16 protein-coding genes are annotated in these 18,277 nt (G+C 41.3%); 8 read left to right on the forward strand and 8 right to left on the reverse strand.

The features are described 5' to 3' along the window. Positions 1–2 precede the first annotated feature (2 nt). The 5 genes from JWG45_RS05775 to JWG45_RS05795 are packed head-to-tail and all read right to left on the reverse strand — an operon-like array spanning position 3 to position 4,305. Complete coding sequence (locus tag JWG45_RS05775; RefSeq protein WP_205278812.1) at positions 3–605, reverse strand: precorrin-2 dehydrogenase/sirohydrochlorin ferrochelatase family protein; 603 nt, start codon at positions 603–605, stop codon at positions 3–5. After that, complete coding sequence (gene cobA / locus JWG45_RS05780; RefSeq protein ID WP_205278813.1) at positions 595–1,398, reverse strand: uroporphyrinogen-III C-methyltransferase; 804 nt, start codon at positions 1,396–1,398, stop codon at positions 595–597. Before cobA ends, JWG45_RS05775 begins: the two co-directional genes overlap by 11 nt. A 5-nt stretch (positions 1,399–1,403) precedes the next feature. Continuing rightward, positions 1,404–2,654, reverse strand: a complete 1,251-nt coding sequence (locus JWG45_RS05785) for a sulfate adenylyltransferase subunit 1 (RefSeq protein ID WP_205278814.1) — start codon at positions 2,652–2,654, stop codon at positions 1,404–1,406. After that, positions 2,654–3,559: a sulfate adenylyltransferase subunit CysD gene (gene cysD / locus JWG45_RS05790; RefSeq protein ID WP_232380553.1), complete on the reverse strand. Its 906-nt coding sequence runs from the start codon at positions 3,557–3,559 to the stop codon at positions 2,654–2,656. Before cysD ends, JWG45_RS05785 begins: the two co-directional genes overlap by 1 nt. 8 nt (positions 3,560–3,567) lie before the next feature. Next, positions 3,568–4,305 carry a phosphoadenylyl-sulfate reductase gene (locus JWG45_RS05795; RefSeq protein ID WP_205278815.1) on the reverse strand — a complete coding sequence of 246 codons (738 nt, stop codon included), beginning with the start codon at positions 4,303–4,305 and terminating at the stop codon, positions 3,568–3,570. Between the two features lie 676 nt (positions 4,306–4,981). Between JWG45_RS05795 and JWG45_RS05800 the strand changes: the two genes are divergently transcribed. Then, the gene (locus tag JWG45_RS05800) at positions 4,982–5,893 is read left to right on the forward strand and encodes a CPBP family intramembrane glutamic endopeptidase (RefSeq protein WP_205278816.1); all 912 of its coding nucleotides are present in this window, start codon (positions 4,982–4,984) and stop codon (positions 5,891–5,893) included. A gap of 534 nt (positions 5,894–6,427) precedes the next feature. Here the strand turns inward: JWG45_RS05800 and JWG45_RS05805 are convergent. Then, positions 6,428–8,356, reverse strand: a complete 1,929-nt coding sequence (locus tag JWG45_RS05805) for a hypothetical protein (RefSeq protein WP_205278817.1) — start codon at positions 8,354–8,356, stop codon at positions 6,428–6,430. Here JWG45_RS05805 and JWG45_RS05810 point away from each other — a divergent pair. The 6 genes from JWG45_RS05810 (at position 8,355) to JWG45_RS05835 (ending at position 15,638) form a co-directional block, all read left to right on the forward strand. After that, entirely contained in the window at positions 8,355–9,479 is a 1,125-nt protein-coding gene (locus JWG45_RS05810) for a carotenoid 1,2-hydratase (protein WP_205278818.1), read from the forward strand. The genes JWG45_RS05805 and JWG45_RS05810 overlap by 2 nt on opposite strands. Before the next feature lie 105 nt (positions 9,480–9,584). Next, entirely contained in the window at positions 9,585–10,595 is a 1,011-nt protein-coding gene (locus tag JWG45_RS05815; protein WP_205278819.1) for an ABC transporter permease subunit, read from the forward strand. Beyond that, positions 10,592–11,635, forward strand: coding sequence for an ABC transporter permease (locus tag JWG45_RS05820; protein ID WP_205278820.1), 1,044 nt, complete (start codon positions 10,592–10,594; stop codon positions 11,633–11,635). The genes JWG45_RS05815 and JWG45_RS05820 overlap by 4 nt, the downstream gene beginning before the upstream one ends. Next, the gene (locus JWG45_RS05825) at positions 11,632–12,624 is read left to right on the forward strand and encodes an ABC transporter ATP-binding protein (RefSeq protein ID WP_205278821.1); all 993 of its coding nucleotides are present in this window, start codon (positions 11,632–11,634) and stop codon (positions 12,622–12,624) included. Before JWG45_RS05820 ends, JWG45_RS05825 begins: the two co-directional genes overlap by 4 nt. 9 nt (positions 12,625–12,633) lie before the next feature. Next, positions 12,634–13,596: an ABC transporter ATP-binding protein gene (locus JWG45_RS05830; protein ID WP_205278822.1), complete on the forward strand. Its 963-nt coding sequence runs from the start codon at positions 12,634–12,636 to the stop codon at positions 13,594–13,596. After that, positions 13,593–15,638 carry an AsmA family protein gene (locus JWG45_RS05835; RefSeq protein WP_205278823.1) on the forward strand — a complete coding sequence of 682 codons (2,046 nt, stop codon included), beginning with the start codon at positions 13,593–13,595 and terminating at the stop codon, positions 15,636–15,638. The genes JWG45_RS05830 and JWG45_RS05835 overlap by 4 nt, the downstream gene beginning before the upstream one ends. 74 nt (positions 15,639–15,712) lie before the next feature. Here the strand turns inward: JWG45_RS05835 and JWG45_RS05840 are convergent, their stop codons facing one another. Then, complete coding sequence (locus JWG45_RS05840) at positions 15,713–17,545, reverse strand: MutS family DNA mismatch repair protein (protein WP_205278824.1); 1,833 nt, start codon at positions 17,543–17,545, stop codon at positions 15,713–15,715. Continuing rightward, the gene (locus JWG45_RS05845) at positions 17,542–17,778 is read right to left on the reverse strand and encodes a hypothetical protein (protein WP_010573237.1); all 237 of its coding nucleotides are present in this window, start codon (positions 17,776–17,778) and stop codon (positions 17,542–17,544) included. The genes JWG45_RS05840 and JWG45_RS05845 overlap by 4 nt, the downstream gene beginning before the upstream one ends. A gap of 176 nt (positions 17,779–17,954) precedes the next feature. Here JWG45_RS05845 and JWG45_RS05850 point away from each other — a divergent pair, with 176 nt between their 5' ends. Next, complete coding sequence (locus JWG45_RS05850; RefSeq protein WP_205278825.1) at positions 17,955–18,161, forward strand: hypothetical protein; 207 nt, start codon at positions 17,955–17,957, stop codon at positions 18,159–18,161. Positions 18,162–18,277 lie beyond the last annotated feature (116 nt).

Consider the following 18,277-nt stretch of genomic DNA (forward strand, 5'->3'; position numbering starts at 1 on the left):
TGTTATTTTTGGTCTGCTGACGCGCTGAAATATTCTTCTTTGAGAGTTTGTAAAAGATTCTTTAGAATTCTTTTTCTACGTTCCGGATCGGGTAAAATCGATTTGAGTTCTTTTCTAAAATCGATCAATTCTTGAAAATCTTCTTCATGATCCTTTGGGATGAGCTCTTCCAATGCTGATTTGACCACTCCGGATAAACCCGCGAAATTTCCTTCCGTTGAAATCGCGATTCTCAACGGTCCGCGATCCAACACGGCCGCCGAATAAAAATCGCAGCTGGAAGGATCGTCCGCACAGTTGATCCAAATCTTCCATGAATGCGCATATTCACAAAGTCTACGGTTCAATTCGGAATCGTTCGTCGCTGAAAAAACAAGAGCTCTGCCTTGGAGATCCGAAAAATCCACGGATCGGTATTCCACTTTGATCTCGGGATGTTTATCCAAGATGGCGAGCACTTCCCTACATGCTTCCAGAGTGATCACAGTAATTTTCGCCCCGCAATCAATCAGATGAGGAAGTTTTTCAAGGGCGACTTTTCCACCACCGATCAAAAGAATATTCTTATTTTCTAAATTAAGAAACGCTGGATACTTACGACTCATTCTTTTCCTCCGAAGTCTGCGAAAAGAATGCGGTCGATTTGTCTTTCTGTAAAAACTGAACCACCTTTCCTATATAGACGATACCGGGTCCTTTGGTTCTTTTTTCAAGATAAGAATTTGAGGCTTCTCTGAGAGAACAGGTTTGAATTTTGCAATTTGCGAGCGATGCATTTTCGACAAGAGCCACCGGAAGTTCTTCCGAGCTTCCATGATCCAGGAGCAGCCTTGCTATTTTAGGAAGCGAAGTTGTTCCCATAAAAAGAGCGATCGTTCCTTGGAACTTCGCAAACCATTCCCAATCCGTTTCTTCATTGAGAACGGTATGTCCGTCCATAATCAAAACCTGACGAGAAAGTCCTCTATGCGTTAAGGGAAAGCCTGCGAAAGACGACCCCGCGTTGAGAGAACTCACGCCGGGAATGATTTCATATTCTATATTATGATTGATTAATGTGATTAATTCTTCTCCGCCTCGCCCGAAAACGAAAGGATCTCCTCCTTTGAGACGAACCACGTCTTTCCCGGAAAGAGCGTAGGAAAGAAGAAGCTGGTTGATTTCTTCTTGTGTGGCGGAGTGAGCGCCGGAACGTTTGCCGACGTAGTGAACGATCGCGTCCTTAGGAAAAATTTCCAGAAAAGAAGGATCCAAAAGTGCGTCATACAAAATGACTTCCGATTTTATAAGAATCCGATACGCGCGCAGAGTTAAGTCTTCCGGATTTCCCGGACCGCCACCAACGAGAAAAACCTTTCCCGGTTTTATCGGCTCGGATTTAGAATCGTAGACCAACATAAAGTCTAGGCTCCAACTCCGGTGATCATACCGGCGCCGACGGTAGAATTGGTTCCCTCGTCTACAAGGATAAAACTTCCGGTGGTACGATTGATTCTATATTCGTCGAAACTCATCGGTTTTGCAGTTCTGATTTTGATCTTTCCGATTTCGTTTAACGTAAGACCTTTTCCAGCGTCTTGTTTTTCGTGAGTATCCGGCGCGACTTTGAATTCGATTTCTTTCACGATCGCCTTTACTGCGTTTGTTGTTTGACGAAGAAGGTATTTATTCCCCGCCAAAAGAGATTTGGAATCCATCCAACAGATATTGGCTTCGATGTCCTGAGAAACGATCGGAAGATTGTCCGATTTTACGATCATATCTCCGCGAGAAATATCGATCTCGTCTTTGAGACGAATCGTGACGGACATAGGAGGAAAGGCCTCTTCGACTTCTCCTGCATAAGTATCAATCGCTTCGATCGTGCTCGTAAAACCGCTTGGTAAAACGGTGATAGCATCACCCTTCTTAAAAATTCCACTGCGAACCTGACCGGCATAACCGCGGTAGTCATGGTGTTCGTCCGAAAGAGGACGAATAACGTATTGAACCGGAAAACGCGCGTCTTCGAAATTCTCATCACTTTCGATATAAACTTCTTCCAAATGGGAAAGGAGAGTTCTACCTTCATACCAGGAAAGATTTTCTGATTTATCTACTACGTTATCTCCGTTGAGAGCGCTGATCGGAATAAATTCAATATCCTTAATATCCAAGCGAGCAGCGAAATTGAGATACTCGGCTTTGATCTCTTCATATCTAGCTTGGGAAAATTCCACGAGGTCCATCTTGTTGATACAAACCACGAGATGAGGAATTCGAAGCATCGAAGTAATATAAGAATGACGATAGGTCTGTTCGATCACACCTTTTCTCGCGTCGATCAAGATGATCGCAAGATTGGAATTGGAGGCTCCCGTCACCATGTTTCTCGTGTATTGAACGTGGCCCGGTGCGTCCGCGATGATAAACTTTCTTTTCGGGGTGGAAAAATATTTATAAGCGACGTCGATCGTGATTCCCTGTTCTCTTTCGGCCTTGAGTCCGTCCGTAAGAAGAGCCAAGTTGATCTGGCCGTTGTTTCCTCTGCCGGTTTTTTCGATCGCTTCGAGTTGATCCTCAAAGATGGACTTACTATCATAGAGAAGTCTTCCGATCAAAGTGGACTTCCCGTCGTCCACGCTTCCCGCGGTAATAAAACGTAATAAATCCATCAGAAGTATCCTCCTCTTTTTCTATCTTCCATAGCGGCTTCGGAACGTTTATCGTCCAATCTGGAACCGCGTTCCGTGGTCCGAGTTGCCTGAATTTCGAGGATGATATCGTCGATGTTATCCGCTTGAGAATCGACTGCTGCAGTGCAAGTCATGTCGCCTACTGTGCGAAAACGAACGACCTTGTCTTCCACGCGATCGTTTGCATCGATAGTGATAAACTTAGAAACAGGGAAGAGAAGATTCTCGCGATAGATGATCTGACGAGTATGAGAAAAATATAAAGAAGGGAGAGCGATATTTTCCTTACGAATGTATTCCCAGACGTCCAACTCGGTCCAATTGGAAATCGGAAACACGCGCACGTTTTCACCCGGACTGATCTTACCATTGTAGATATTCCAGAGTTCTGGTCTTTGCAGTTTCGGATCCCACTGACCGAACTCGTCTCGAACGGAAAAAACTCTTTCTTTGGCTCTGGCTTTTTCTTCGTCTCTACGAGCGCCGCCGATACAAGCGTCGAATTTGAATTCAGCGATCGTATCGAGAAGGGTTACGGTTTGAATACCGTTTCTACTCGGGAACTTGCCTTTTTCTTCCACAGCCTTTCCTTGATCGATAGAATCTTGAACGTAACGAACGATCAGCTTCTCACCGATCTTGTTTGCGAGTTCGTCTCTGAAATCGAGGGCTTCTTGAAAGTTATGACCTGTATCAATATGCACCAGAGGAAAGGGAAATTTCCCGGGACGAAACGCCTTGAGAGCAAGGTGAACTAACGTGATGGAATCTTTTCCGCCGGAGAACAAAAGCGCGGGTCTTTCAAATTGGGAAGCGGTTTCACGAAGAATGTAGATCGATTCCGCTTCAAGTTGTTCGAGATGTGTAAGTCTGGATTTATTCATAGTTGAATTCATATTGCTCTTTTCGGACCGGACTTCTGACGGACTAATTTTCCGTCCACTACGTGAAGTCCGCATTCTTGATTGTCTTCTTCCCACCACCATCTTCCGGAACGAATGTCTTCACCGGGTGCAACCGCACGAGTACAAGGCGCACAACCGATCGAAGGAAATCCTTTGCTGTGTAAGACGTTCACGGGGATTCGATACGTCGCGATAAAGTCCTGGGTTCTTTCCAAGGTCCAATCGAGGATAGGGTGATATTTAAGAATATTACGAGAAGAATCCAGTTCCACTTTTGTGAGAGATCCTCTGGAATCCGATTGTTCGGAACGAATTCCGGTGATCCAAAGTTTGGTATCTTTTAGAGCGCGGTTGAGCGGCTCCACTTTGCGAATGTAACAGCATTCTTTTCTGTTATCGACGGAATCGTAAAAACTATCAGGGCCTTTTGTGTTGATCAAATTTTGAACCGCAGGGGTATCCGGGAAAAAGGTCTCTATTTTTTTTCCGTAGCTCGCGTTCGTAAGTTTATGAAGATCATAGGTTTCGTTAAAAAGACGGCCGGTATCCAGGGTAAAAACTCGGATTTTCAAGTTTCGAGAAAAGATTACATGAGTGATGACCTGGTCCTCAAGGCCTAAACTTGTAGAAAAGGCCGCAGATTCTCCAAATTCCTTACTGATCCATTCCAAGGAATCTTCCAAATCCAAGGATGCAAGTTTTTGTTCTAATTCTTGCGGTGACATGTTCGTGATATCTCAGTCTCGAATTGGATGCTGTCGCATCCAGCTTGATTTTAAAATACAACCTAGAAATAGCTTAAATTTTAGAAAAAAAGGAGCTATTCTTTTACCAAAGTCCTATATATTGGAATTTTTGTAAAGTATATTTGATATATAGCTCTCCTTTAGGATAAATGATCGGAATTACTGGAAATTTCGGAAACGAAGATCCGAATTTTGTAAGAACTCCTAGATCCTTGTCGAACAGCGCGGTCCCCACCTTGATTACATAACCTTATCCATAAAGTCGAGAGGAACTACAATGAGAATCCCCCGAGGGATTCTTATAAGGAGTTCCTACATGAGAATTTTTTCTTGTAAAATTAGAATTTTGTGATAGAGCAAAGTTTCCGGAATTTTTTCCACCACCCACCCCGCCACCCGAAATTTGGGCGGGGAGCGCGACTTTCACGGAAGAGCGTCGGAGTTCCGACAGATTTTCTAAAGATTCTCAGACAATTTTTGTGAGTAAGGTTATGCCCTGATTGGGTGGAGAAAGAGGGCTCGCCGGAAATTTTCCGAAATTTCTCCCTGTCTCAAAATACCATTCTTTCCGACGAAAAACAGAATCTCCCATTTGTAGGATCACCTACTAGAAAGGATTGGAAAATTGAATCAGGTCCGCTCGAATCGGTTTTCAATGGAAATAATTTCGGTCTTAAGAGGATTTTTTCGAAAAAATTCAAAGATCTACATTCTCCTTTTTGGACTTTACGGTTCAGTCTTTTTCCTCCTCTTTCTCAATGAAGAATTCGGATTTCCCCTCCTGACCTCGAAAGAATTTCCTACAAAGGCGATCAGTGCGGTCTTGGTCTATGGAATCCTGATTTTTCTTTTCTTTTGGAATCTTCCCAAAAAAAGAAAAGTTCAGTTACAAAAAAAAGGAGCCGTGAGTTTTCTTTTTGTATTTTGGATTAGTCTGATCTGTCTCGAAATCTTGAATCTTCCGTTTGAGAAAATTCTTATCCACCTACCGAAAGAATATATGTTCTGGTCGTGGAAGGTTCTCAAACAAATGGTTCAATTCTTTCCGCTCCTATTGTTTCCTTGGGTTTATGATTTTTATAGGTCCAAGACCAATCCAATTCCTTTTGAAAAAAAGAAAATCGTTTCCTATTATCCTATCTTGCTTCTCGGAATCGTGCTTTCCGCAATCGGATCATATATACCGGGATTTAAGGAATTTTATCCGAGAGCGCCCTTCAGCTCCGAACAATTTTTCTACAGAGCGACTTGGATCACAACGTTCGTTTTTGAAATCGTATATCTTGCGACTTTTTACTTTACGGAATTCTTTTTTAGGAAGTTTCTCATACGATATCTTTCAGGAGCTGGAAAATATCACGCGGTAGGAATGAGCGCGCTCGTCTACGGACTGGTTCACTTTCAAAAACCGAGCGGGGAAATTTTAAGTTCTTTTTTCGGAGGATTGTTGATGGGAGCATTGAGCATTCGAACCCATTCGATTCGAGGAGGACTTTACGCGCACATCGCTCTCGCAGCGGGAATGGAATTTTTTACGGGAATTTATGTTTGGGAAAAACTTTTATAAATTTCGGGGCGACTCCTGCGCGATCGATTCTTAAACAAATGGAACAACGATTTGGCGCAGGACCGGGCTCTTCATTCCAATCTGCGAAGCGCCATCCGAATCAATTCGAAAAGCTGAAATTAAAACTAAAACGATAGCGCATCGCAGGATTTCCATTTCGATCCCTGTCGCAAAACTTGTAAAAAAAAGATCCGACTCCAAATTAAAATTCTTTCCAAAACTAATCCCATCCGTTTCAAAATGGTATAAAAGAAAATGCCGTTCAAAAGAAAAAACCTTTCAGTTCGTTTTGAATCCGTCCGTATTGATTCAGGTAAAGTCTAAGAACTCGTCCAAAAATCTAAATGTAGGAACTCCCACTCAGAATTTAACACGACGCGATATGCCGTTAAAAAGTCCATAAACCGGCTCAGGGAAAGAATCCGTGGGAATTCCCGCATTTTTATTCCGAGCTGATCGATTATGACAAACGATTCCTTTTCGGATTTTGGAAGAAGCGCTCGATTTCAAATGTTATGACGTTATTATTAAAAGTTATGGGACACCTTTCACTTTAACAATACAAGCTCCGCGAATCGGAAATTGTTCGACCTCTTTTGAAAACTTGGGCTCCACTTCAGAAGACCAAAGATTTCCTTCGATCTCTTCGCAAGATGGAGCGGCGATAAACCAGTCCGGTTTTGATAAAAGATTTTTTTCGGAATTGAATTCTTCTTTTTTTTGTCTTTCTCTCACTTCTTGGCGATTTAAAAAACCGGCGCGGAAAAAAGAAAGGGTCAGATCGGGACGATTGTGATGTTCCAGAGGAAGCCGGTTCCAAAAAACGGAAGGCCTATTTAGATTCTTCTTAAAAACGTCTTCCGCGTCCTTTGCCATATAAAACAGGCTCGAATCGACGCCCGAAAAACAAAGATTGGTTCTTTCCCAGACACTGTGATGATTATAGACCGAATAACCCGCACCAAATATTATAAAAAAAGAATATATCGCAACGGAAAAGAATCTAAATTTTTCAGAAACAAATGTTTCATAACAGAAAATCCCGATCGAAACAAACATCGCAGGATATAAGTGATAGACATGTCGGTGCTGATGATTCGGAGTCATTAAGGTTAAACCAAGGATCGAAATCAAAATCGAAAGAATGAGGAAAAAAGAGGCGCTGATTCGTTTGTTTTTTTTGTAATCGAAAATTCCAAAACAGAATCCCAAAAACAAACCCGACAAAAGAAGCGTTCCCCCGTAAGGAACATAAGACGAATTCTCCAGAATCTCCTGAAAATAAGTCAGGGAAAAAACGGAACCGTCGCTTTGTCCCGGCATTAGACCGGCTCCTTGCGCGTGCCCGATCGTACTGCTCGAACTTAAAAATCGATCCGGATGTAATAAAACCCAGGATCCGATCGGAAGAATACAAAACGTCCAAAAATATTTCCAGATCGGAGAAATACTAACGTAAAAAGGAGGACCTGCCTCTTTCTTTTTAAGAGAAGGATAAAATTCTTTCCAAAGGGAACGACTAAGGCTGATCCAAAAGATTAGAACGCCCGCATAACGTAGAACTCCTTTCGTTTTTCCGGTTAAAATTTCTTTGGAAAAAAATGCGGAGACGAAAATCAAAAAAAAACCTAAAAAAATCGGGGTCAACTTCTTAAAATCGTTTCGATAGACATTCCATATTTTGAAAGTGAGACTTTTTGTTTCCGGAAATCGAAAAAACGAAATGAACAAAATTCCGAAAAAAACGAAAATATAGCCGTACGGATATTTGGTATGAAACAAAAGGTTTACGCTGAAGAATAAAAACCAAGGAGAATAGGAATCCACGTTAGGCGCTTTCTCTCCATTTGATGCCCGATCCTTTTCGTATTTCGAATTCTCCTCGGAAGAAAAATTCGAGTCCTTTTCCGAAGAGAAATGTTTTTGTAATTCCCAAAACGCGAGAATCGCAGGAAGATAAAACAACCCTCCTTGAACCTCAAGCATCCCGGAAAACGTATAATGCATCCATCCGGGATTCTGCAACAGACCACCCCAAACGATCGGAAACAAAAATGCGGTCGCGATCCAAGAACGTTTTTCCGTAAATCGAAAGAGAATCCAGGGAACGACGCAGAACAAAACGATCAATTCGGCGAACGTGAACAAAGAAACCGGAGTTCCGCCGGTACCGAAAAAGGAAACGATCAAGGCTTCCGGAAAATTTCGGAGCACGGGCCAAGTCGGAGAATCAAAAGTTAATCTCAGAACGGTCCAGAGATCGAAGGAGCGAAACGCTTCCGCAAATCGAATCGAAGTCACCAATCTCGCATCGGGATCCCAGGTCAAAAAGTTTTGATTGGGACAGAAGGTTAGAAATTTAAAATAGAGTTTCCGGAAATAGATTCCTAAAATGACGAACTGTGGAAGAAAAAGTCCATTGGAAAGAAATTTTGAAAATCGGAAAGGATCGGAAAATTGCATGGTGGATAAAAGGAATCAATACAACTTCATCCGACTCTCATTCAAAAGTCGAATCGGAATCTATCTTTTATTCTTCTTTTTTTCCCCGCTTTTCGCGGATGATCGTCCCTTTGTTTTTCCGAAAGATCATTCCTTTCACTCCAAATACAAAGTAGAATGGTGTTATTTCGTCGGAGTTTTAAAATCCGGCGAAGGAAAAGAATACGGATACGAACTGAGTTTTTTCAAAGGAACCTTTGGAAAGAATCGGGAAGTTTTTCCGGTTCATGTTGCGATTTCCGATTTTGAAAATCGAAAACACGATATCTCGCAAACTATAGAACGTAAGTTAGGCGGAATGGCGGGTTACGACTCGGGAAAAATTTTTAGCGGCGATTATTCGATGCAGATTCTTGGAAAAACGGATTTCCGTTTAATTGCAAAAGGCAAAGGAACGTCTCCCATATTCTTAGATTTAAAATTGAACGGAAAAATATCCGATATTCTTTTACACGGAGACAACGGCAAATCGATCAAAAGCAGAAAGAATCCGAATTTCTATTCTTATTATTATAGTATCCCCGGACTTTTTACAAAGGGAGAACTTAGGATCGGAGAAAAAAAAATCCAGATTGTAAGCGGGGATTCGTGGATGGATCACGAATGGAGCAGTCCGTTTGATTCTCCCCAAAACGCGGAACTTTCCGACCGAACCAATTCCTGGGATTGGATCTGCATTCAACTCGAAGACGGTACAAAAATCATGGCTTTCAATTTTAGGGAATCTCCAAATTCAAAATCTGAATCTTTTGCGACCGTAAAGTTAAACTCAGGAAAAAAATTCGATCTGGATCGGGAAGGAGAAGTCTTTTTGGTTCACGATTCTTCAAAATGGAGAAGTCCCAGAACACAAAAAGAGTATCCGCTTTTTTGGAATTTACGGACCCGTTCTTCGGAAAAAGACGCTATGTTTGATCTAAAAATCGAGCCCGTTTTTGAAGCCCAAGAATTTGACTCGAGATCGACGACCGGTTTTAGTTATTGGGAAGGAGCCGTTCGAATTTTAGGAACTCGCAACGGAAAAAAAGTAAAAGGGGCCGGGTATCTAGAACTCAAAGGAAATCAGAATGAACATTCAAACTGAAATTCAAAGATTTTCCGTACCAACAAAGACAAATTCTTTTTTCGAAAAAGACTTTGTCTTGGGATCTGTTTTCTCGAAACTGTTTATCCGGGAGACGGAAATGAAATGAAAAAATATTTCCTAAAACGATTTCTTCTCATCATTCCAACTTTACTAGGAATGACGTTTATCGTTTTTTTAATCTCTCATTTTGCACCCGGCGGACCTCTCGAAACTGAAATTGCAAAAATTCGAGGTTATGCGAACGCACAAGGTGGAAGTGCGAAAACAATTTCCGAAGAGGAAATCGATATCATAAAAAAAAGACTTCATCTGGACAAACCCGTGGGGATCGCTTATCTCTATTGGCTGAAGGAAATTCTTACTTTTAACCTTGGAGAATCGAGGTTGCACAGCCGTCAGGTAACGGATTTGATTTTAGAAAAATTACCCGTATCGCTCACGTTCGGTCTTTCCGGATTCTTACTTTCGTATCTAATTTGTATTCCTCTCGGAATTTCAAAGGCTTTACGAAACGGAGAAAAATTCGATATTACTACGAGTGGGATTATCCTAATCATCTATTCCATTCCGGCTTTCGCGTTTGCGGTTCTTCTTCTTTATACGTTCGCCTCGGGAGAACTTCTTTCTATCTTTCCGCTCGGACACGAGGTTTCCGACGAATATGAATCCCTTTCCGCGTGGGAAAAAATAAACGATAGAATCCAACACATGTTTCTTCCGGTGATCTGCTACGTTTCCGGTTCCTTCGCGGTTCTTACTTTATTGATGAAAAATTCCCTCCTTGATCAAATCTCGAAGGAATACGTTCGGACCGCGCTTTCGAAAGGATTCAGTTTTAAGGATGCGATTTTTAAACACGCGTTTCGAAATTCACTCATCCCGATTGCAACCGGTTTCGGAAACAATCTCAGCCTTGTTCTCGCAGGTTCCATCATCATCGAACTCGTGTTCAACATCGACGGAATGGGGCTTATGAGTTTTCAAGCCGTGACGGAAAGAGATACCGAACTGATGATGGGACTTCTATTGGTACAAAGTTTTCTTTCTCTTATAGGAAATATTCTTTCGGATTTTTGCTACGTCTTGATCGATCCAAGGATTCAATTCGAATGATCCTAAGCCCGATTCTTAAAAAAAGATTTTTAAAGTTCCGAGCAAATCGAAGAGCTTGGTATGCTTTGAATACATTACTGATTTCTTATGCGATTTCCTTGTTTGCGCCTTTGATCGCGACCAACCAACCGTTGATCGTTAGTTATCAGGGCAAATGGAGTTATCCCATTTTTGCTTTTTATCCGGAATCTCGATTCGGAGGGGAGAATCTAACCCCTCCGAATTATAAAAAACTAGCGCTGAGAGAGGACTTTCAAGCGGGACCAAATTGGATTCTTTTTGCTCCGGTTCCTTACGGATACAACGAAGATAACTTAGAGAGTTTAGAAGAAGGGGAAACACCACCTTCGGCTCCGAACGCAAAACATTGGCTCGGAACTGACGATCGCGGAAGGGACGTCTTTACAAGAGTTTTCTATGCGTATCGAAACGCTCTTAGTTTCGGGCTCATTCTCGTATTTTTAGAATTGGCGATGGGGACCTTGATCGGCGGAATGCAAGGTTACTTCGGCGGTAAGTTGGATATCCTAATGCAAAGAATCATCGAAATTCTTTCGGCAATTCCTTTCTTGTATTTGATTCTCATCGTCGGAGCTTTTTTCGGAAGAGGTTTTACGGTTCTTCTCATCACATACGGGGCTTTGAGTTGGATCGGAATTTCCTATTATATGCGCGGAGAATTTTATAAACTCAAACAATTGACTTATGTGGATTCTGCCAAAGCCCTCGGTGTGAGCTCCTTTCGAATCATGGTAAGACACATTCTTCCGAATGCGATCACACCGTTAGTCACGTTCTTACCGTTCACTCTGATCGGATCCATTTCCATCTTGAGCGCCTTGGACTTTTTAGGTTACGGAATTCCCGCCCCGAATCCATCTTGGGGAGAAATGATCGGACAGGGAAGAGAAAGATTGAGCGCATGGTGGTTGATCACATTTCCGTCCGCAGCGCTCTTTCTGACGATCCTTCTGACTTCCTTTATCGGAGAAGGTTTGCGCGATTCTTTTGATTCAAGAGAGAAGGCGGTGTACGAATGAGTTCTTCCGTTCTCTTACAAGTTAAGAATTTTTCACTCGATCTTTTTTCCGAAAATCATTGGATACCGGTTCTTCAAAATTTGACCTTCGATGTAAAACGGGGAGAGATTTTGTCTTTGATCGGAGAATCCGGATGCGGAAAATCACTGACCGCTCTTGCACTGACAAGACTCATTCCCTCCAATATTTCCAGAGTAAAATCCGGAGAAATATTGTATCAAGGAAAAGATCTCCTAAAACTTTCACCGGAAGAATTGAGAAAAATTCGCGGAAAGGAAATTTCTTATGTTTTTCAAGAACCCTTCGCGGCCCTCAACCCTTTGATGAAGATCGAAGATCAGATGATAGAAGCCTATCGAATGCATATTTCTCCCAATCGAAAAGAAGCGATCGATAAAGCGGAACATCTTCTTTCTTCCGTTGGAATCACCGATATCAAACAAAGACTTTATTCGTATCCCAATCAAATGAGCGGCGGAATTTTACAGAGGATCAGCATCGCGATGGCACTGATGTGCGATCCTTCTCTTCTCATCGCGGACGAACCGACGAGCGCGATCGACGTAACAATTCAAGCACAATTGGTGGAACTACTTTTGGACTTACAAAAGCAGAATCAAATGTCTATCCTCTTTATCTCGCACGATTTTGGGTTAGTGGGAACCATCGCTCACAGAATCGCGGTTATGTATGCGGGAAGAATCGCGGAGCTCGGAGATACGGATTCCGTTATTGATTCGCCAAATCACCCTTATACGATCGACTTACTCCGATCCATACCGTCTCTCGCAAAATCGGTTCACGACCTTCTTCCAATCCAAGGAATCGTACCGTCGCCGGATCAATATCCGCGCGGTTGTCATTATTCCACAAGATGCGGATCCGTGTTTCATCAATGCAAAGAGAGTAAACCTGGATTGTTTTCAATAGCAAATGGAGAATCGCATCAATCCGCGTGTTTTCTTTCTCAGAAAAAAGAATCCAATTAAGAATATCCAATGATTCGTATCCAAGATCTAACAATCAGCTTTTATTCCAAGTCGGGGTTCGGATTTAAGAAGAATCGAATCGCAGCCGTAGACGAAATCAACTTGGATATCGAAAAAAATGAAATCCTAGGCCTCGTGGGAGAATCCGGTTGTGGAAAGTCCACTTTGGGAAGGGGACTCGTAAAACTTTTACAACCGGAATACGGAAAAATTTATTTTGAGGATCAGGAAATCACTTCGCTTTCCTCCTCGGAATTTTTTCCTTTTAGAAAGAATATTCAGATCATCTTTCAAGATCCGTATTCCTCTCTAAATCCTCGTATGACGATTTCGGAAATCCTAAAAGAAGGATTGGAGATTCACGAAAAACTTACGGAAGAAGAAGCGGAGAATAAGATCAAAGATATATTAGAACGAGTCAATTTGTCTTCGGACATTCTCACGCGTTTTCCACATGAATTCTCGGGAGGACAAAGACAAAGAATCGCGATCGCGAGGGCCTTGGTTCTAAAACCGAAATTTCTCATCTGTGACGAATCCGTTTCCGCTTTGGACGTTTCCACGGGTACTCAGGTTTTAAAACTTCTTGTCGAATTAAAAAACGAGTTCGGATTATCATATTTGTTTATCTCTCACGATCTGGGTGTGGTAAAATCTATTTCGGATCGGATCGCCGTCATGTATCTGGGAAAAATAGTAGAAATCGGCAAAACAAAAGACATCATTTCGTCTCCGGCTCACCCGTATACGAGGGCTCTCTTTCAATCCACTTTTGACGTGTACGATCGTAAAAAAATAAGAACACCGCTCAAAGGCGAAATTCCAAGTTCAGTGAATAAACCTTCCGGTTGTCATTTCCATACTCGCTGCCCGATCGCCCAAGACATCTGTAAATCTGAATTCCCGAGTTGGAAAAATAAGGAAGCCGGACAAAAGGTTTTGTGTCACTTTCCTTTGGAACGGGAAAAATGAAATTTCTTCATCGCATTCAACATTTCTTTTATAATAATCGAATCAAATTTCTCGCAATTCTCCTTTTTCAAATCCTGGTTCTTGCACTTTTTACGATTCTTCCCATTCTTTCCCGTCAGGATTTTTATAAGGATTTTATACTTACTGAAATCGAAAAGTCGACGGGCTTAGAAATTCAAGTCGATCAGTCGGATCTGACTCTGTTTCCGTTCCCCGGTATCGAATTGAATTCCGTCCTCGTAAAAAAGGGCGATGTGATCGTCGGCGTAAGCGACCAGATCAAGATCGATATCTCCTGGTTTGGTTTGCTGGGTCAAAAAGTCGAGATTCGGGATATCTATATTTCAGGAGGAAGTATCAATCTCCACAAATCGAAAGACGGATCGATTGATTTGATCGAATATCTACAAAATGGAAAACAAGAACCGGACCAAAAAGTAAATTCGATTCGAATCTTTGATCCAACGTTAACCGAAAATACGGCTTCGATCAATCCGAAAGAAATACTCAAAATAGGACTCAAAAATGTCCATATCGAAAACTTCTACGTCAACTACCAAAACGATACTCACACTCGCAATTACGGGATCTATCTCTGGAAATCTTCTTTTGAAATCTCTTTTTATGGAAATACTTTCAATCTAAGTCTGGTCGGAAAACTCGACGGGCAGAGTTTTCAGATTTACGGAAGCGCCGATTTGGACGAATTTCCGACCACGCTGGAAAAGTTACAATTTCAAACGACGATCATTTTTGATAATTGTTCCTTATCTATTTTTCGGGATTTATTTTTTATTTTTCCCAAAGCTGATTTTTCGAAAACCGTCTTTAACGGAACCGTCCAAATTAAAAAATCCGTCTATGAAACGATCAATTTTAACATCATTGCACAAGCGAAAAACTTCGCTTACAAGGGTGGAAACCCCTTCGGAGATATCAAAGTAAACCTTGGAGTGAAGCTTGATATTCCAAATAAAAAATTAGAATTTCCTTATATCTCTATGACCTGGCCCGGAATCGCCGACGGAACTGCAAAAGGTACGGTCTTATGGAATCAGAAGACGAACGCCTCTTTTCAGATCACGACCAATTATCTGGACTACCAAAGTGTTTTCCGTTTAGGCAAACTTTTCGAATTTACCACCGCGTTCGACAATCCCAAAAGACCGGATGGGGTTTTTTATTTTACCGCCGATCTCAGAAACGTCTACGTATTAAAACATCGATTTCCGGTTTTAAAAGCGGACGTAAAATACAATTATCCTCTGATTACCGTTTCCAGCTTTCACGCGTATATTTATAACGGAGAAATATTAGGAAAATCTAAAATAAATCCGTTTCAATCCCGGTACGAAGTACAAGGAGAAGCTTATCGGGTACTTTTAGATAGGATTTTAATGCCTTACGTAAGCGATAGAATTATCAATGGAAATTTATTTAGTAAATTTAGTTTTACAACTGAAGTCGGCGCTCAATCCACCGACTTTTCGGTCGATTTTTTCCGAAATATGGAAGGATCGGGAAATCTTCAAGTTCTCAATGGAGAACTTTTAGGATATGCAAACTTCATGGTACCGGTTCTCAATACACTTGGAAAAATAATGTCCTTCAATGGAATCGACGGGCGCAAGGTAGAATTTGCTTCTTTAAAATCGGATTTTAAAATAGATAACAATCGATTCTATTTTCAGAATTTGAAATTACAAGGTACCGGTCTCGAAGCCGATGGAAAAGGAAACATCAGCTTTGAAAAGAACGTGGATGTGTTAATCAATTTACGTTTGGGTGGGAACATCGTCGGAAAGGCCTTAAAAATTCCGATTATTTATAAAGGTATTTTCAAACAATCGATTCCTTATGTGGATCCGATATGGCTGGGTTCGGTATTTGCCGGAAGTACGATCCTTGCTCCGTTTTTTACGCCTCTCGGCGGACCTTATGGAGGGGGAATCGCAGGCTCAGTGGTTTCGGAATACGTAAGAGACGCTTGGGAAGGATTAAAAGGGTTATTCTCTTCAAAAGAAGAGAATAAAAAAAAATAGATTAAGGAAGTGGAGACTTCAACGATTTATTTTTTTGAATATAATAAAAACTAGAATTTACGTTTTGAGCGATTCTAAGTAAAATCTAAATCCATTCCCTCTTGGATTAAAATCCGTAGAGCATTGCTCGTTTCTACAAGCCCGTCTCGAATTTTATAATCAAAGTGCATCGTACCATTCACAATTTCTTCCTGAAAGTGTTTCAGAATAACCCCTTCCACCTTGGCTAATTCTAAATCGTGGCTCGTTACAAGACCTATGACTCGATTTTTTTTGAGTTCCTTTAAAATTCCCTTACAAGCGAGCGAACGTTCTCTCGTATTCGTTCCTTTTAAAATTTCATCCAAGAGAACAAGATGAGGTCGAGCGGAATTCTTAATCTTCCGAACGATTTCGGAAAGTCTTCTCACCTCAGCATAAAAGAAGGAAATCCCCTCTTCCAAGTTATCCTCGTTTCTCATACTCGTATGAATATTAAGGACAGGGAGAGAGAAGTCCGACGCAGGTGTAGGACCACCTGCAAGAGCAAGAATCGAAGCTACTCCGATCGTACGAAGATAGGTTGTTTTACCGGACATATTCGAACCGGTAATCAAAACGATATCCTTTTCGTATATCGAATCCAAAATATTCGTGACCTTCGATTCGGACGGAATCAAAGGATGATGTATATTTTGTCCCTGGATCGAAGTCGGAGAATTATCGGGAAGAATATTCGGAAAACAATAATCCGGAAACATCCATTTTAGATTCGCGAAAGAAACAAGAGAATCAAAGACGATCAGATCTTCCATAGACTTTTCCAAAAGATTTGAATGTTTTTTCCTCCACTTCGAAATTCTCTGTAATATCCAAAGATCGTATAAGAATAAATTATTAAGAATGAGATGAAGCAGAGGAGCCTCCGTCAACGCGACTCGTTTTAGAATCCGATCCAGATCCTCGTAAGCGGATTTTAATTCCCCTTTTGAGGTGTCTTGCAAGAGAAATTTTCCGTTCAGATCTTGAATTCTCAAACCCTTTAGATAGATTAGAATTTTTTGAAGTCCGTTAATACTTCCGGAAAGCGAATAGTATTCTTGGAAAACTTCTAACGAAAGCGAACGATAAAGTCCGAACAAAATCAGATTTAAAAATAGAACGGAAGCCGGAAAAGGAACCCCTAATAAAATGTTCGCAGGGATCAACGCCAAAACAAGGATCGTAACCGGTTTATAAATTTTGAAAAGCCAAGGATATCGATTCCATAGATTGGAGGATAGATCGGATTGGATGAGCTTCGGACTCGTTTTTTGAAACGACTCGGAAGAATCCCGATTTTCCCTTAGATAAGAAGCCAATCTAAGTATTTTAGGAATTGCTAATGTTTTTTCGGAAATCGACTTTACGATCGATTGCCTTTGCAGAACATTCTCCCTTTGAAAATCGGAAGAGGCCTCGTTCGGATCCAATAGAAAGATTAATTTTTGCTCCGCATTCGTCGTAAACGTCGTATCCAACCATGGAAACAAACCGGATTCGCGGAAAAGATCCAAATCTCTCGCAAGAGGAGAAATATTTTCTAATGTTATGCGGGTTCCGTGTTTTTTTCCAAAACCTTTGATCTTAATTCTTGCGACTTCTTTTTCTAAAACGAACTGCCAGAGACGAATCCGTTCTCTTGATAAAAGAGTTTTCTTATATCTTCGTACGAAAAAGAAAAATACGAAAAGAAGGAGTAAGGACGGGAGATAAAAGAGCGACTCCGATCGGAGATAATAAAAGACGGAAATCCAGATTACGAACGTCGAGAAAAATAAAAGACGAAATAAGGAAAGTTTTGCGAGAAGTTTGGAAACTTGATCGTGAAGTCGATTTAATTTTCCGCTTCTACGTTCGAGCAATGCGATCTTAGAGGAAAAAGTCATCCTGTAAGAGAATTGATATTTTCATAATGTTCGTTTTCGCGTTTATAAATTTCGAAATCCAACAAACGAACCAAAGATCCGAGGTCAGGCATTACCCAGCGAGAAACGAGTTTTCCCCGCTCCTTTCCTTTGATCTTATCCACATAGACGTATCCGAACAAATCCGTGCCGTATTCGTAGGCGACGAATCTTCCCGTTCTTTTACCCGTGTTATTGATCAGCCGAATCTGCATTTTTTTGCAATTTTACCGTTCTGGGAAAATTCGTACAAGAAAAAAAATACTCAAGTATTCTCCAATTTCAGCGATAGGTAGTTTAGGGAGTCAATTGCTTTCTCAAGGACGAGAATCAAATAAACTTCCAATACATAAAACTCGAACCAAACCAGAAAGTCGCATGGAGGCGCAAAATGTTTTACCCAGAAATGGATCCCGAACTGAAAAGTTCCTTTCTCTCAATCGGCAAAACCACCGCAAATCTCATAAACAACACAATTCTCCCCCAATCCGGGTTGAAAGCAGGCGCGTTGCTCAATTCCGCACAAATGAATAAGTTAAAAGAAATCCGTAAACGCAGGTTTCAATCCAGCGAATGGAAGAATTTCTTAAAGGACTGATTTTTGCGTCCTGAGCGATTCCAAGTCTCGAGCAACAAGACAACAAGATCAGGACCGAAATTCGATTTTGAGGAAAGATTTGAAAGAAGACTTTCCTTGAAATCAGTTCCGATTCG

This window comes from Leptospira ainlahdjerensis (genome assembly GCF_016919175.1).
GTDB classification, from domain to species: Bacteria; Spirochaetota; Leptospiria; order Leptospirales; family Leptospiraceae; genus Leptospira; species Leptospira ainlahdjerensis.